A 14,882-nucleotide genomic window follows, 5' to 3' on the forward strand; every position below is an offset into this window, starting at 1 on the left:
ATTGCTTAAAATTATGGTATTATATTACCCCATTATTTACTACGCGTTTTGCCTGGGCGAACATGCAAGCCAGTGCCTTTGCAGATGAAAGCCAAATGGAACCGCACTCTGATCATGCGGTGCGTGCAGCAATGGACACTTGACAATATTCTTACCGATAGAAATAACGCTGACACACATTTTCGTGAGGCCATTGTGACAGCGACGAATCCTGTTTTTACTAAAAGTAAAAAGTCAAAGAAATTAACATGGTGGGTGAAGAACCGGATCAACGCATTGCGAGTTGCTGCCGTGCTTCTCGTCCCATTTCTGGTTATGCTTCAGCCTGGTGTTTCACCTGCATCCCTATCTTTCGCGCTTATGGACATGGCTGGAATCCTGTTGGTGTTTGCCGGCGTGCTGGGCCGGTTCTGGTGCATTGTTTATATCGGCGGGCGCAAGTCAGAGGTCGTTTTTCAGGATGGTCCATATTCGATATGTCGACATCCGCTATACCTTTTCTCAACAATCGCGACACTTGGCTTGGGGCTGATGCTGGGCAGCATTGTGCTGTCTGTGCTGTTCGCCGGTATCGTGTATTTCATCCTCTCGCGCACGGCGAAGGGGGAAGAAAAGTACCTGCGGGCAGAGTTCGGGACCGACTACGACGATTATGCGGCCCGCGTCCCGCGGATCCTTCCCAATGCCGCTCTTTGGCAGACACAGCCATATGTGACGGCAGACCTCAAACATCTGAGGGGCAACTTCAAGGACGCGCTGGTCTTTATCATGTTGATCCCGGCCACCCGTATTATTGTATGGCTGCGTGAAACATATGACCTTGGTTTCATTCCGATCTTCTGACGCGATCAAAATACCTGAACCATGCCGCTGACGATCTACGGCTATGCGCTGCTATAACCTGCTCGTCGAAACCAGAACGTCAGCGCAATTTAGGTGGATTGTTTGGGTCACTGCCCGGCGCTTGATTCTGGGCTGTTTCCGGTTCTCGTTGCGGCAGATCGAAACGCAAGCCCACACGCGCGCAATCTGCGGCGCGAAGGTCATCGGCATTCAGGAAAGTCACATCTAACATCCCTGCCTCAACGCCAGAAAAGCTCAACGCGGCTTGCACAGCGCGCGCAAGCGCGGCTTCCGCGCCGGGTGCCGGATCGACAATCGCAAGCATATGTCCCCGCGTGCCATTGTCATATTCTGCAAGAGTCAGATACGCCATGCGGGCCAGCCCCTCCATGCGCGCAAGGCGCTGGTCCAACGCCAATAGCAGGTTTTCAGGCAGACCTTTGGGCGGGTGCAATGCTGTGACACGCGATTGTAATTCTTGAGGGCGCTCCAACAGCATCTGGGCCAACCACTCGATTATCTCAGGCGGCAGCAATCGCGATGACGGCGCAACGCCAAGGTTCAACCCCAGCCCCAGACCCTGCCCTGTCAGCATTTCGACCAATGCGCGGCCGGGCAAGGCCGCATAGGGCGCGGGCAGTCCGGTAAATTCGGTCAGGCGCGCTTCAGTATCAAAAGCCAGCACAATCGGCCCATCTTCCAGATCAAACACCTTTGGCTCGACCGCGTCCCCCTCGGCCTCGCGTTCCAGCAGCAAGAACATCTCTGCCTCGACCAGTCGAGAATAGTATTGCAGGCGCATCGCGCCATCGTCGGGCGCGGCTTCGGCGTTGGACCATGCAATATCGAGCAGCGTTTCTTCCATTTTGCAGCCTTTCAAATGGTGCGAGTGCAGCTAAAGCGCCCAAGGCAGAATGGCAAGTGCGCAGCTGGCGGCTTGTATCTTGTGACAGGGGTTTCTATTACACATGTGAACAATATCGGAGCCGCCATGCTGTCAAGCAGGACATCTGCCAGACCCCTGACAGGAATAACACTGAACCTGTGTGCGTTGCTGGTGCTGGTCAGTATGGCGGGTGTGGTCAAGGCCGTGTCCGCATATGTGCCGACCGGACAAGCCGTTTTCTCGCGGGCCTTCTTTTCGCTTCCGTTCATCCTCATTTGGATTGCCCTGCAAGGGCCACTCATGGATGGGTTGCGCATGACACAGCCACGCCTGCATCTGCTGCGCGGCCTCGTTGGCTCTGCCACTTTGGGCATGAATTTCCTCGCCCTTTCGCTGTTGCCGTTACCCGAAGTGACGACAATCGGGTTTGCGGCACCAGTGCTGACTTTGGGCTTCGCGGTTGTGTTTCTGGGTGAAAAGGTGCGCCTGTTCCGCTGGACCGCTGTCGCAATAGGGCTGGCAGGGGTCATGATCGTGGTCTGGCCCCGCCTGTCGCTAGGTGGCACGGTGGATGAAATGGCACGTCTTGGTGCATTGATGGCCTTGGGGGCGGCAGTTTGCGCCGCCTTGGTCAAGATTATCGTTCGCCATATGGTCGCAACGGAGTCGACCCCCTCGATCGTGTTCTGGTTTGCGGTGACGGCCAGTGCACTCTCTTTACTGACACTGCCTTTCGGCTGGGTCGTGCCATCCGGCAAGGTCATGGTATTGCTGGTTCTCACAGGTGCCCTGGGCGGTGTGGGGCAATTGATGATGACCGCAAGCTACCGTTTTGCAGATGCCTCGGCTCTGGCACCTTTCTGGTATGCACAACTGTTCTTTGCCAGCTTCATCGGCTACGCCTTTTTTGGCGAGATCCCGACCGGGCCGATGATTGCCGGGGCAACTCTGGTCATTGCATCTGGCCTGTTGATCCTGTGGCGCGAATCGCAACTCGGTCGAAAACCGCAGGAACGCCTGCCACATTCCTGAAGGACAGTTTCCGCAGTTGCCGCCGCTCTTATCTTGAATAAGGCCGTAGTCGCTAGAAAGCCGCAACCGTGCAGAATTATTTTCCGAAATATAGCGTCAAGCGCTTAACGTTTCCTGTCCTGCCTGCGTGTTGTAAACACGTGTCGCCTGCCAGCGCAGCCACAAAAGCCAGTTTGCCTTGCCTTGGCTGACTGCGCCGCCTATCTGCGCAGCAACACTCGCAAATCATCTCGCAAGGAGATTACTGATGCTGCGCACAACCGCCCTAAGCCTTTCCCTGCTCGCCCTGCCCTCACTCGCACTTGCGACCCCACAGGGCTGGGGCCCGCTTCTGGAACCCGCTGAACTGGCTGCAATTCTGGAAACTGAGGATAATATTCGCATCATCCACGTGTCCGGCGATTTTGAAGCAGGCCATATTCCCGGCGCGGCCTATTCGCCCTATGCAAACTGGCGCGGTGGGCCGTCCAACCCCGGCGCGCTGCTGCCTGAGCTGGAATACGAGCTTGAAGCTGCACGCGTCGGCGTAGAAGCAGACGTGCCTGTTGTCATCGTTCATTCTGGCGAGAACCAAACCGACATGGGCACGGCAGCGCGCGTATACTGGACGCTGAAATCCCTCGGTGTGCAGGATCTGGCGCTGCTGAATGGCGGTTTCGCTGCATGGCAGAACGCTGAATTGCCCGTCTCGACGACTCCTGTCGAAGTTGCAGAAACCGATTTCATGGCAGAATGGACCAATGAATGGTACATCTCGACCACTGAGGTTGCAGAACTGGTAGATAGCGGAGAAGCCCGCCTTCTGGATAGCCGCCCAAGCGGGTTTTTCGAAGGGCTTGCATGGTCAATCGCACGTCCCGGCACGGTCCGCGGCGCAGAAAACCTTGAGTATGGTGACTTTTTCGACGGCAACCGCATGGTCTCATCCGAGCGGGCGTTTGAAGTAGCCGAAAGTAAGGGATTGCTTGAAGCGCCTGTGACAGTATCCTTCTGCAACACAGGGCATTGGGCGGCGCTGAACTGGTTCGCCCTCAGTGAATTGGCCGGTATCGAAAACACCCGCCTTTACGCAGAAAGCATGGCTGAATACGCGGTTCACGGCCACGAGCTTGACAATGAACCAACGCGGCTTGCCTATCTATGGCGCTCGACCAAGCGCTGGGTTGAGGGCTTGTTCTAAGCCGCGCCTTAGGGCAACGTAACCTAAGACATGTCTGATGACGCGCGCGGCCAAGGCGCGCGTCCTTACTTTTTCGAAAGGCTCCCCAATGTTCCTACAGCGTGCCACTGTGCTTCTGATTGTATTGGGTTTCACACTATTCGCGTTTGTCATGGCCGGCCCGCGCGCCGGGCTTCTGGTTCTGGTCGGCCTTGGGTTCGGACTTGTGCTGGAAGGGCTGCGCTTCGGATTCGCCGGACCTTGGCGCATGATCGTCACGGATCGTGACGGGCGCGGGCTACTGGCGCAACTGATCGCAATCGCATTGGTTGCTGTGGTCGCGTTCCCACTGATGGCAGGCAGCGGAGGCGAGTTGGTTCCCGCTCATGCACCGGTCGGAATCGGCATGATCCTGGGCGCTTTCGTCTTTGGTGCAGCCATGCAACTGGTCATGGGCTGCGGATCGGGGACATTGGTGAACGCAGGTAGCGGCAATCTGGTCGGATTGATCGCGCTGGCCGGTTTCATTGCAGGCAGCTTTGTCGGAACATTGCATCTGGGCTGGTGGTCCAGCCTTGGCAGCCTGCCTGTCATCTCTGCCCAGGGCAGTTTTGGCGAGACTGGCGGCCTTGTCCTGACCCTTGCAGGCTTGGCTATCGTGGCGGTGATTGCCTTTCTGCGCAGCGCACCCGGCAAACGCATCCCTCCGCGCCGCCTGTGGATTGCGGCGGTCTTGATTGCCGCACTCGCACTGGCAAATCTGGTCATTGCGGGCCAGCCTTGGGGTATTGTCTACGGGCTTGGGCTTTGGGGCGCAAAAATCGCGCAGGCCGGTGGCGCTGATCTGGCCTCGACCGCTTTCTGGGCCGCAGAGGGCAACGCGACACGTCTTGCAGAGTCAATCCTGACCGATGTCACATCGCTTACAAATATCGGGCTGTTGATCGGGGCGTTTGCCGTGATGCGTTGGCGCGCGGACCCCGGTGCACAGACACAAGCGCTGACGCTTGCCTCTTACGGAGCCGTACTGCTCGCCGCTCTGGTCTTGGGATACTCGGCACGCATGGCCTTTGGCTGCAATGTCGGTGCCTTCTTCAGCGGCATCTCGACCGGATCGCTACATGGCTGGGTGTGGCTGGTCGCGGCTTTTGCAGGCTCAATTCTGGGCATCAAGTTGCGGCCTGTCCTGTTGCGACCACGTATCAGCGGGGGGGCCTACGCATGAGCGCGCGCATCTCTCGCCCGGTAACCGGATTTCTGGCCTTGGCACTGATCACGGCCATTCTTGCACTTGATCTTGGCCAAAGTGGTGCGCCGGACCTGTTCACAGCGCCACCTGCATTTGCATTTGGTTCCGGTGCTGCACCCGAAGGCGCGCATTGCACTGGCGGATAATTTCGAATTCGGGCTGGCAGGCAAAGGCGTTTTCTGCTTTGCTGCGCACCGGACCAATTGAATTCGGGAGATCTATCATGCGCGGCTTATTCCTTGTCCTTCCGGCAGCAGCCGTTCTGGCCGCCTGTGTCGAAGTCGATATGACAGTCGAAGTCCTGGGCGAGGATGAGGCGCGTCTGACGGGTTTCATCCAGATGGAACGCCAGATGTACGAGATGACGGGGGGCGACGACTCCTTTTGCCCCGAAGAGGATGGTGGCTCACTCGTACTCAGTGACAGCCATGCGAGATGCACATTCGACCAGATCGGCACCTTTGCCGAGTTGATGCGCCCGGATGCGGCAGATGACGTGCCAACCGATATTCAGGGTGAGTTGACCTATCTAGACAGCAATCGCGTGCGCGCCTTGTTCCCCTTGTCCGCGATGAATGACGGCATGGACGAAATGATGGACGACCCGCAGATGATGGCAATGATGCGCCAGATGTTTGCCGGCATGTCGATCAGCTTTACCGTGCAGGGCCGCGAAATCGAAAGCTCGACCGGCACCATTTCGGACGATGGGACACGCGCGACCATTCAGCTGGGTGTGGATGATCTGATTTCCCCCGATGCTGCACAGATGGATGACTTCGAGACAATCGTTCGCTTCTGACAGTGCTGCAGAACGTAGAAAAAGCGCTGCCTCAGGCGGCGCTTTTTCATTGCAAAAGCCTAGTCCTGTTGATTGCGCACAAAGCTGATCAGCGCCTGCGTGGACGGATCCTTGTCAGACGCGTCAGCGCCTTCCAGCAATGGGCCCAGTGCCGTTGCCAGCTCCTTACCCAACTCCACACCCCATTGATCGAAGGAATTGATGCCAAGCACAACCCCTTCGACAAACACACGGTGTTCATAAAGCCCGATGATCTGCCCAAGCACAAACGGGGTAAGACATGGGTAGATTAATGTGGTCGAAGGGCGGTTGCCTGCAAAGACCCGGTGCCTTGCCTGCCGCTCCAGTTCAGCACCCTCAAGCCCCTTCTTTGCCATGATGGCGCGCGCCTCCTCCAACGAGCGCCCGCGCAGCAACGCTTCCGATTGCGCAATGCAATTCGCAACCAGCAAGCGGTGATGATGGGCCAGCGCCGGTTCATGCCCCTTGGCCGCCAGCAGAAACTCACAGGGGACAATCCGTGTGCCCTGATGGATCAACTGGTAGAAGGCATGCTGACCATTTGTCCCCGGTTCGCCCCACACAACCGGGCCGGATTGGCGTTCAAGATCGCGGCCATCCATATCGACGCGCTTGCCATTCGACTCCATCTCCAGCTGTTGCAGATAGGCCGGAAGCCGTGCAAGCCGCTGATCATAGGGCAGAACCGCACGGGTTGCATATCCGCAAAGCTGATTATGCCAGATGCCGACCAACGCCAGCATGACAGGCATGTTCTGATCCAGCGGAGCGTTCAGAAAATGGGTATCCATTGCGCGCGCGCCTGCAAGGAATTCCGCAAACCCTTCTGCGCCAATTGCAATCATCAGGCCAAGCCCGATCGGTCCCCAGACCGAATACCGCCCCCCGACCCAATCCGCGAAACCAAACACGCGTTCGTGTGCGATGCCAAACTCGGCTGTCTTGTCCAACGCGGTGGATACAGCCGCGAATTGCGCCCCCGGATCGGCGACGCGCTCTGCCATCCAGTCCCGCGCCGTGCGCGCATTGGTCATCGTCTCTATTGTCGTAAAGGTTTTCGAGGCCACGATCACCAGCGTCGTTTCCGGGTCCAAGTCCTTCAGCGTGTCCGCGATATGTGCGCCATCGACATTGCTGACATAATGCAACCGTGGCCCGTCATGATAGGGCGCCAATGCAAGCGTCGCCATTGCGGGGCCAAGGTCCGATCCACCGATCCCGATATTGACCACATCGGTAATCGGCCCGCCCTGCCCCACAAACCGCCCCGCGCGCACATCCTGTGCAAAGGCATAGGCACGCGCGCGGATCGCACGCAATTCGGGCATGATGTTTTCACCCTCAACCTCGATCACCGTATCATCTGCGGCGCGCAAAGCCGTGTGCAAAACGGCGCGCCCCTCGGTCTGGTTGATCTGCGCGCCTGTGAACATTGCAGCGCGTTTATCAACAAGCCCTGCATCTTCGGCCATCCGCACCAGAAGTGCGCGACCGGTTTCGTCTATATTCGTCTTGGAATAATCGAAGCGCATACCGTCGGCCTGCACGCAAAAAGCCTCCGCGCGATCCGGATCAGCAAAAAGTTCTTGAATATGTCGCGCTTCGGTCGCGCGTTGATGCCGCGCCAACTCATTCCAGTTGCTCATGCCCTGTCCCTGGCTCATTTTCTTGCTCTAAATACTCAAATCAGGGGGCGCAGCCCCCTGCACCTGTTTATTCTGCCCAATGCACCTGCGCCTGATCCAGCACACAGGCGATCGGCGCCTCTCTCGGTGAAAGTTTTGCTGCTCGCTCTAACGAATCGCGTTTGGCGGCACCTGTGATCAAAACATGTACTCGTACCGCCGCGCGTAGCACAGGCGCAGTCAAGGTGATGCGCGGCTCCCCTGCGGAATCGGCACGCATGGCCATCAGTGGCGGCGCATCGGCGCCAAGCGCCGCTTCCAGATTGTCTGCGCCGGGAAAGAGCGATGCGGTATGCATATCTTCCCCCATACCCAGAAGCAGGACCGATACAGGCAGATGTGGGACAAGCCCTTCGATCACCCTCTCAAGCGCAGCTTCAGGCTCGGGGGTGTTGGCAAAGAGTGGGATCAACTTCGCCTGTGCAGCCTTATCGCGCAACAACCTCTCACGCAGCAACCGCGTGTTTGAACGCGGGCTGTCCTCGGGGACCCAGCGCTCATCATTCAGCACGACTGACACTTGTGACCAGTCCAGTTCTACCCCGCTTAGGGTGTCGAAAACAGGCCCCGGTGTTGTCCCGCCCGGAACGGAAAGTGTGGCGCGGCCATTGGCACGCAGGCTTTCCCCCAGTTCGGACGCTATGCGCTGCGCGACACGCAGCATCATCATTTCCCGGTCGGGATATTCATGAAACTCCATCACCTGATCTCCCGCCAGCGGCGCCCATCCTTGTGCATGAGCATAAGCGCGCCTTCCGGCCCTGTCGATCCCGGCTCATAGGGTTCTGGCTGATCTTCGCGCAACTCCCACCCCTCGATCACAGGGTCGACCCAGGCCCATGCGGCCTCGACCTCATCTCCGCGCATGAACAAGGTCTGGTTTCCGCGGATCACATCCATGATCAATCGCTCATAGGCATCGGGTATGTCCAGATCATTGCCCAAAGCCTCTGCAAAGCTCATGTCAAGTGCGACATCCTTCAGTCGCATCCCGCCGGGTCCGGGTTCTTTGATCATCACACGCAGATCCATGCCTTCATCGGGTTGCAGCCGGATCACCAGCACATTTTCGCGCCATTGGTTCGATTCACCAAAGATCGAATGCGGCGGCTCCTTGAAGGTGACCGCGATCTCTGACACGCGCGATTTCATCCGCTTTCCGGTGCGCAGATAAAAGGGGGTGCCCTTCCACCGCCAATTGGAAATATGCATCTTCATGGCAATAAAGCTCTCTGTGCGGCTGTCAGGGTTGCCGCTGTCGACCAGGTAATCCTCTTCACCGCGCCCACGGTATTGCCCGCGCACATATTCGCCCGGCTTGATCGGGTCCAGCGCGCGGATAACCTTCAGCTTTTCGTCGCGCATCGCATCAGGCTCAAAGCTGTGCGGGGGCTCCATCGCGATCAGGCACAGCAATTGCATCAGATGGTTCTGTACCATGTCCCGCATCGCGCCCGAACTGTCATAATATTCGCCGCGACCATCAACACCGACAGTTTCTGCCACAGTGATCTGCACATGGTCAATGAACTGAGAATTCCACAGCGGTTCAAACAGAATATTGGCAAAACGCACGGCCATAAGGTTCTGAACGGTTTCCTTGCCCAGATAATGGTCGATCCGATAGATCTGGTCCTCATGAAAATACTCGGCCAGCGTGGCATTCAGCGCGCGCGCAGTCATCAGATCCTTGCCAAAGGGTTTTTCCACGACGATCCGTGAATTGCGATCCGCGATCCCGCGTTGGTGCAGGCGTTTGGCGATACCCCCAAACAATGACGGCGCCACCGAGAAATAGAAGGCGCGCACCATTTCGGGACGCATCATGCTGCCCAGCATATCCCAGCCATCATCACCTTTCGCGTCGATGGTGACATAGTCCAGCATCTCAAGAAAGCTGGCAATCTTGTCGTCAACCAGCTCTTTGTGATTTAGAAACTCTTCCAGTGCAGCGCGGACCATGCTGCGAAAGTCATCGCGCGGAATATCGCTTCGGGCTGCTCCAACGATTTTTGCGCCTTTCGGGATTTGGCCTTCTTTCCAGCGCCGATACAGGCCAGGCAGGATCTTGCGCCGCGCCAAATCCCCTGTCGCTCCGAAAATGACGAGGTCAAACTTTTCAACCGGAATGACGCGTGCGACCATGTTACCCCCTCGTCTGAAAACCTGCTCAGCGCCTTATTCCGCTATCGTTAGCGCTATCATGGCCTCGTTTACAGTGTGGCAGTTGACCTGTCCAGTACGCAAACGAAACCGCGCTCAGGCTTCGAGTTCGGTATCCCAATACAAATAATCCAGCCAGCTGTCATGCAGATGGTTGGGCGGAAAACGTCTGCCAAGATTGCGCAACTGCTCGGACTCAGGACGTATCGGCCGTGTGCGCAGCTTCATTCCAGACTCTCGTAGCGTCTTGGACCCCTTGCGCAGATTGCACGGGGCGCATGCTGCCACGACATTTTCCCAACTCGTGACACCGCCCAATTTGCGCGGCAAAACATGATCAAAGGTCAGATCATTTCTTGAACCACAATACTGACAGGAAAACTCATCACGAAGGAACAAGTTGAAACGGGTGAACGCCACGCGTTTACGCGGTTTGACATATTCGCGCAGCACCACGACCGAGGGCACGCGTATTTCCATTCGCTGGCTGCGCACCACCTGCTCATATTCCGCAAGAATATCGACTCTGTCCAGAAACACTGCCTTGACCGCGTCCTGCCACGGCCATAGCGACAGCGGATAATAAGAAAGCGGCCTGTAATCCGCGTTCAGCACCAATGCCGGAAACTGACGCAGCGCAACCGGGTCGCGCACAAAATCTGATCTGAAATCACCATCCACAGGTGCCACCTCCGATCTGGTGGCCCTTGGGGCGACATCTTGCGCGCGCCCCGCAGGGCCGAAACTATGCTGCGCCACAGCATTTGTTAGCTGCGACTATATATAGCGCGTAGCATCTGGCAAGCCTTAAGATGCCACCAAATGTCGCATGGTCGCAGGCTATTGGAGTTTTGAAACATCTGCATGAATAGCAGATGCTTTACTGCGGCCTGAGCGAAAGCTGATTTCTTTGCGTCAGATGACGAAAAGCAACATCTGCTCTCATAAAAAATGCTGCTGTGATGGCGCGGCAAGACCAAAGTCGCCCACGACCTCGTGGCGAATTCTGTCAAATATTTCGCTTTCGTTGAACAAAAAAGAAGCACAAAAGCAGCAATGGACTCAATTGCGCCGCCATCCGCGAGCTTTAACAGATCAAACAACTTGATCCACACAATCTGGAATTGCCTGGTGCCGCTGAAGGGACTCGAACCCCCGACCCCATCATTACGAATGACGTGCTCTACCAACTGAGCTACAGCGGCAACTTCGCGCGGTCTTTAGCACCGGTTTTTGGTGCCGACCAGACCCTTTAAGCAGATTTATTCTCGACGTCTGCGGTTTCGACGATATCGCCCTCAACGACCGCATCTGATGTTTCGACCGGCTTCGGCAAATTGCCCACGATCAGGGGCAAAAGCTCCGTTTGCGTGGCAGAAGGACCAGTGCTGTCGGGCGCATCGTGCCACTCCAGCGTGTCAAAGGCACCACAATTGTCGCAAACTGCCTGCCATGACGCATGCACATGCTGACATTTCGAACAAACCCACTGGGGGCCGCGCTTAGCAGTCAATGCCCGCGCAAGCCAGCCGCGCACAACTGCATCGTCAGCCCCTTCGCCACGCTCGATTGCAGCCATGATGGTCAAGGCACGCACAGTGGGATCGCTTTCATACAGATCACCCAGCGCGCGGCGCGCCCCTGGAAAATCCTCTGCCGAGATGAGCAATTCGGCGCGCAGCAGCTTGGTTTCCGCAGCATTCGGATGCATGCGCAAGAGTTTTTCAAAACGGGTCTTGCGCTGTTTGGGCGTCTCGTCTTTCTCGATCGCGGCGAAAGCGGCGGCAAGATCCGGGTGGGGTTGCGCCTTCCACGCCCGTTTGATGACTTTGGCCGCATAGCTGCCTTTGCCTTGCGCACTTAACGCCTGCGCCGCCGCAACAGCCGCCGGGATAAGGTCTGGCGACAGGCGGTTGGCCTCTATCGCAGCCTCTCTTGCGCGTTGCAGTTCGCCTTGTGCCGCCAATTTATCGGCATCTTGCAAGGCCAGAATGGCATCACGCCTGCGCCAGACATCGCGCGGCAGGCTGCCAGAGGTTTTCTTCAGCAGCAATGTCTTGCGCGCCCCACCCCAATCCTCTGCCTCGGTCTGCATTTGTAGCAAGGCGTTCTGCGTCGGCTCATGCGCGGGCTGCATTTCCAGCGCCTTGGCCGCAAGTGCGCGGGCTTTTTCCTTGTCACCCTGATCCAGTTTGGAGCGGAGTAGCCCCTGTACAGCAACAAATCTGCTGCGGTTGTCAGACAACAGGGCCTTGTAACGTTCTTCTGCCAGTTCGCGATTGCCCTTCATCTCTGCGGCCTGAGCTACAAGAAGATTGGTCATCACAGGCCGGTTCAGGAGTTTGTGCGCCTTTTCGGCCTTGACGATCGCGGTTTTGCCATCCCCCTCGGCCTGCGCCACCAGTGCCAGAAGCAGTGCATCCAGACCGCGCTTTTCACGGTTGCGCATGAAGAAACGCCGTACGGCGGTTTCGTCACCATTCATGAAGCGAAGTACCGCGAATGAAAGGCCGATCAACTTCAGGATCAGCCAGAGTGCCGCCAAAAACACGCCAAGTGCGATAAGCGCCTGCATGGGGCCAAGCACGAATTCCATGTCAAAAATGCGCAATCCGACCGTCTGGTTGCTGTCCATCAACTGGCCCGCGCCATAGGCCAGCCCAACAACCACACCAACAAAGAGAAGGATTTTGAATAATGTCCAGAACATAGAGACTTCCTTACTCTGTCGAAATGGCGTTGATCAATTCAGGCAAGGCATCACGCGCGGCAACCCGCGCCTGAGCCGCGTTCAGCCAGCCCCCCATCGCCGCTTGCGCGGGCTCTGGCAGGGCTGCAATTTCGGCGAGCGCGGCTTCCAGATCCCCTGCTTCAAGTGCCGCACCTGCGCGCGACAAAATGGCGTCGGCATCATCCCCCTGTCGCGGCGCGGTCGAGCGTGCGCCGGTTTGGGCCCGTAAGAAATTTCCGAGACGGTCAGCCGTGCTTTCGGCGGGTGCATCTTGCAATGCGACGCGCAAGGCCGCACGCGCGGCTTGCGGGAAATCTTCTTGCAACCCCTCTAGCGTGGGAATGCCGCTTGCTGCGGGTGCAACCAAAGCTTCGGGGACACGCACGCCCGCCCCTTCCAGCCGGGAAACCGCATCAGGATAAGGCACACCCGTTTCCAGCGCAGCACGCACACTGTCCAGACCCGATTGCGCAAGTGCAACATCCACTGCCGCTTCGGCTTCGGCGACGCGACGTTCGCCAAGATCGCGCAGATCAGCCATATCCGCACCAAGCGCTGCAATCTGTTCTTCTGCCTCGGCAAGCGCCGCACGCAAGCTGTCCACCTCTTCTGAAACAGTGCCAAGCTGTTGTGACAGGCCATCAGTCATATCTTCAAAACGCGCCTGCAAAGGCCCAAGATCGGCTTCATCCCCTGATCCGATTTGCCCACGCAATTCTGCAAGCTCTGTTTGCAGCGCAGAGAGATCGGCTGGCGCTCCAACGTCTTCCAACTCTGCCCGCAGCCCTGCAATCTCGGTTCTGATCTGGCTTATCTCGTCAGCGGAACTTGGGGCCTGCTGTTGAAACCCCATATAGGCAGCACCATACCCGATACCGCCAGCAAGCAGCCCCCCGATCAACATCGGGAAAAACCCGCTTTTGCGCGGTTGCGGTTGTTCAGCTGGCGCACCTGGTGCGGGGTGCGCAGAGGCATTGGGTTCGTGGCTGTCCTGCTTGACCTCTTCGACCGGATCTATGGTTTCCGGCGCATCGGGTTTGTCATTTGCCTCTGAAGATGATGTCAGATCAGCGTCTTGCGCTGCACCTTCAGGTTTCGTCCCAACATCCTTGGTTTCGGCGGCTTCAGGTGCCGCCGCGACATCCTCGGCTGACGGCTCAACACTCTCGCCTGACGCAGGGGTGTCCAACGTGGTGTCATCAGTCACCTTGCTGGCCTCTGGCGGCGTTATGTCTTTGGCCAATTGTGCTTCTTCTGCGGTCGCAACGGTTGCTTCCTTCTCAAGGCTCTGAGTTGCGCCTTCGGAAGGTGGCTCTGGTAGCTTGGAGTTCTGAGACCCTTCGCTTACGTCAGAATCAGCATTCGGGGTGTTCTGTGCTATTTCTGTATCGACCGGGTCATTTGTATCAATTGGGCGCGTGGGTTCCGATCCTGCCGCATCACTGGCGTTTGATGTCGGCGATTTCTTTCTGGTCGTTCTTCGCGCCACTTTGTTACCCTCACTCCCCGGTGCGGCATTGCTGCCACTAAACCATTCACTTCACCTTATCGTGGCTTTTGAGCAGGCTCAAGCGTCTGCTGCACGTCATAGAGCTTTGCGCACATAGACGCGGCATCAGGTCGCGCCGCAATGTGACAGCTTGCAGCCTGCTCGAAGGATACCGCCTGTAGTGCCGCAGCACTGATGCCGATCAGATGCACACGCGCCTTGCTTGTGTCGATTGTCTGCAAGGCTTCTCCCAGCAGACGGCCCGAGCGCGGCGAAAACACAGGCAGCACTACATCGCCCCCCCGCTGCACCCTTTGGGCCACAGAATCGTCAAAACTGCGGGAAAACTGCTCATATCCAACCACTGAGGACGCATCGTGCCCAAACGCCTGAAGCGCTGCTGCTATATCTGCAATGGCATGGCGCCCCCGAATATGCAGGATTGGTCCCAGAAGCGGCGCTTGTGCCAGATCCGCCAACAATGCCTTTGCGTCCCCACCTGACTGGTGCACCGCAGCAAAACCCGCCTCAAGCGCAGCTTGTGCCGTTCGCGGACCCACAGCCCAGACAGGCCAGTCGCGACGATCGGTCGCAAGCGCCAATGCGCTGACCGCGTGCTGAGATGTGACGATAAGCGTGCGTGCGGAGGCAAAATCGGCCTCTTCCAGCGAAAGCAACACAATCTCCAACAGTGGCGCGATCAGAATCTCTTCCTGCCAGCCTATGTCACGGGCCTGCTGCGCAAAGCGTTCCGACTCAGGTTTTGGGCGCGTAAGCACAAGGCATGGGCGTTGCGGCATGATTCATCCGAAGTTATCATGG

Annotated in this window: 14 protein-coding genes and 1 tRNA gene; 6 read left to right on the forward strand and 9 right to left on the reverse strand. The window is 57.5% G+C overall.

Going from position 1 to position 14,882, the window contains the following annotated elements; translation table 11 throughout:
- The first annotated feature begins 84 nt into the window (after window positions 1-84).
- Complete coding sequence (locus tag EV660_RS07020) at window positions 85-843, forward strand: methyltransferase family protein (protein ID WP_232727280.1); 759 nt, start codon at window positions 85-87, stop codon at window positions 841-843.
- Between the two features lie 79 nt (window positions 844-922).
- On the opposite strand, the gene EV660_RS07025 is transcribed toward EV660_RS07020, so the two are convergent.
- The gene (locus EV660_RS07025; RefSeq protein ID WP_071480989.1) at window positions 923-1,708 is read right to left on the reverse strand and encodes a hypothetical protein; all 786 of its coding nucleotides are present in this window, start codon (window positions 1,706-1,708) and stop codon (window positions 923-925) included.
- 105 nt (window positions 1,709-1,813) lie between these two features.
- Between EV660_RS07025 and EV660_RS07030 the strand changes: the two genes are divergently transcribed.
- From EV660_RS07030 to EV660_RS07045, 5 genes are all read left to right on the forward strand, one after another.
- Window positions 1,814-2,761 (forward strand): DMT family transporter, encoded by a 948-nt coding sequence (locus EV660_RS07030; RefSeq protein WP_244927314.1) that lies wholly within the window; start codon window positions 1,814-1,816, stop codon window positions 2,759-2,761.
- A 247-nt stretch (window positions 2,762-3,008) separates the two neighbouring features.
- Entirely contained in the window at window positions 3,009-3,941 is a 933-nt protein-coding gene (locus EV660_RS07035; protein WP_071480990.1) for a sulfurtransferase, read from the forward strand.
- 88 nt (window positions 3,942-4,029) lie between these two features.
- Window positions 4,030-5,145 carry a YeeE/YedE family protein gene (locus EV660_RS07040; protein ID WP_071482169.1) on the forward strand — a complete coding sequence of 372 codons (1,116 nt, stop codon included), beginning with the start codon at window positions 4,030-4,032 and terminating at the stop codon, window positions 5,143-5,145.
- The gene (locus EV660_RS18590; protein WP_168800290.1) at window positions 5,142-5,315 is read left to right on the forward strand and encodes a hypothetical protein; all 174 of its coding nucleotides are present in this window, start codon (window positions 5,142-5,144) and stop codon (window positions 5,313-5,315) included. The genes EV660_RS07040 and EV660_RS18590 overlap by 4 nt, the downstream gene beginning before the upstream one ends.
- A gap of 77 nt (window positions 5,316-5,392) precedes the next feature.
- Window positions 5,393-5,971, forward strand: a complete 579-nt coding sequence (locus tag EV660_RS07045) for a hypothetical protein (protein ID WP_134013889.1) — start codon at window positions 5,393-5,395, stop codon at window positions 5,969-5,971.
- 59 nt (window positions 5,972-6,030) lie between these two features.
- Here the strand turns inward: EV660_RS07045 and pgi are convergent, their stop codons facing one another.
- The 8 genes from pgi to EV660_RS07085 all read right to left on the reverse strand — a co-directional run bounded on the left by pgi (window position 6,031) and on the right by EV660_RS07085 (window position 14,860).
- Complete coding sequence (gene pgi / locus EV660_RS07050; RefSeq protein ID WP_071480992.1) at window positions 6,031-7,638, reverse strand: glucose-6-phosphate isomerase; 1,608 nt, start codon at window positions 7,636-7,638, stop codon at window positions 6,031-6,033.
- 67 nt (window positions 7,639-7,705) lie between these two features.
- Window positions 7,706-8,377, reverse strand: a complete 672-nt coding sequence (gene pgl, locus EV660_RS07055) for a 6-phosphogluconolactonase (protein ID WP_071480993.1) — start codon at window positions 8,375-8,377, stop codon at window positions 7,706-7,708.
- Window positions 8,377-9,822, reverse strand: coding sequence for a glucose-6-phosphate dehydrogenase (gene zwf, locus EV660_RS07060; protein ID WP_071480994.1), 1,446 nt, complete (start codon window positions 9,820-9,822; stop codon window positions 8,377-8,379). The genes pgl and zwf overlap by 1 nt, the downstream gene beginning before the upstream one ends.
- Before the next feature lie 114 nt (window positions 9,823-9,936).
- Entirely contained in the window at window positions 9,937-10,521 is a 585-nt protein-coding gene (locus EV660_RS07065) for an HNH endonuclease (RefSeq protein WP_071482170.1), read from the reverse strand.
- A gap of 448 nt (window positions 10,522-10,969) precedes the next feature.
- Window positions 10,970-11,045 (reverse strand) — tRNA-Thr (locus tag EV660_RS07070).
- A 47-nt stretch (window positions 11,046-11,092) separates the two neighbouring features.
- Entirely contained in the window at window positions 11,093-12,550 is a 1,458-nt protein-coding gene (locus tag EV660_RS07075) for a heme biosynthesis protein HemY (RefSeq protein ID WP_071480995.1), read from the reverse strand.
- A 10-nt stretch (window positions 12,551-12,560) separates the two neighbouring features.
- On the reverse strand, window positions 12,561-14,060 hold the full coding sequence (locus EV660_RS07080) for a hypothetical protein (protein WP_071480996.1): 1,500 nt from the start codon (window positions 14,058-14,060) through the stop codon (window positions 12,561-12,563).
- Between the two features lie 56 nt (window positions 14,061-14,116).
- Window positions 14,117-14,860, reverse strand: a complete 744-nt coding sequence (locus EV660_RS07085) for a uroporphyrinogen-III synthase (protein WP_071480997.1) — start codon at window positions 14,858-14,860, stop codon at window positions 14,117-14,119.
- Window positions 14,861-14,882 lie beyond the last annotated feature (22 nt).

The organism is Roseinatronobacter bogoriensis DSM 18756 (assembly GCF_004366635.1).
In the GTDB taxonomy this organism is placed as follows: domain Bacteria; phylum Pseudomonadota; class Alphaproteobacteria; order Rhodobacterales; family Rhodobacteraceae; genus Roseinatronobacter; species Roseinatronobacter bogoriensis.

What these genes read in the sequence shown, in the direction of transcription:
- EV660_RS07020 (WP_232727280.1), top strand. Translation starts at nt 85, where the DNA reads ATGAAAGCCAAATGGAACCGCACTCTGATCATGCGGTGCGTGCAGCAA.
- EV660_RS07035 (WP_071480990.1), top strand. Translation starts at nt 3,009, where the DNA reads ATGCTGCGCACAACCGCCCTAAGCCTTTCCCTGCTCGCCCTGCCCTCA.
- EV660_RS07045 (WP_134013889.1), top strand. Translation starts at nt 5,393, where the DNA reads ATGCGCGGCTTATTCCTTGTCCTTCCGGCAGCAGCCGTTCTGGCCGCC.
- EV660_RS07040 (WP_071482169.1), top strand. Translation starts at nt 4,030, where the DNA reads ATGTTCCTACAGCGTGCCACTGTGCTTCTGATTGTATTGGGTTTCACA.
- pgl (WP_071480993.1), bottom strand. Translation starts at nt 8,377, where the DNA reads ATGGAGTTTCATGAATATCCCGACCGGGAAATGATGATGCTGCGTGTC.
- EV660_RS18590 (WP_168800290.1), top strand. Translation starts at nt 5,142, where the DNA reads ATGAGCGCGCGCATCTCTCGCCCGGTAACCGGATTTCTGGCCTTGGCA.
- pgi (WP_071480992.1), bottom strand. Translation starts at nt 7,638, where the DNA reads ATGAGCAACTGGAATGAGTTGGCGCGGCATCAACGCGCGACCGAAGCG.
- EV660_RS07075 (WP_071480995.1), bottom strand. Translation starts at nt 12,550, where the DNA reads ATGTTCTGGACATTATTCAAAATCCTTCTCTTTGTTGGTGTGGTTGTT.
- EV660_RS07085 (WP_071480997.1), bottom strand. Translation starts at nt 14,860, where the DNA reads ATGCCGCAACGCCCATGCCTTGTGCTTACGCGCCCAAAACCTGAGTCG.
- EV660_RS07025 (WP_071480989.1), bottom strand. Translation starts at nt 1,708, where the DNA reads ATGGAAGAAACGCTGCTCGATATTGCATGGTCCAACGCCGAAGCCGCG.
- zwf (WP_071480994.1), bottom strand. Translation starts at nt 9,822, where the DNA reads ATGGTCGCACGCGTCATTCCGGTTGAAAAGTTTGACCTCGTCATTTTC.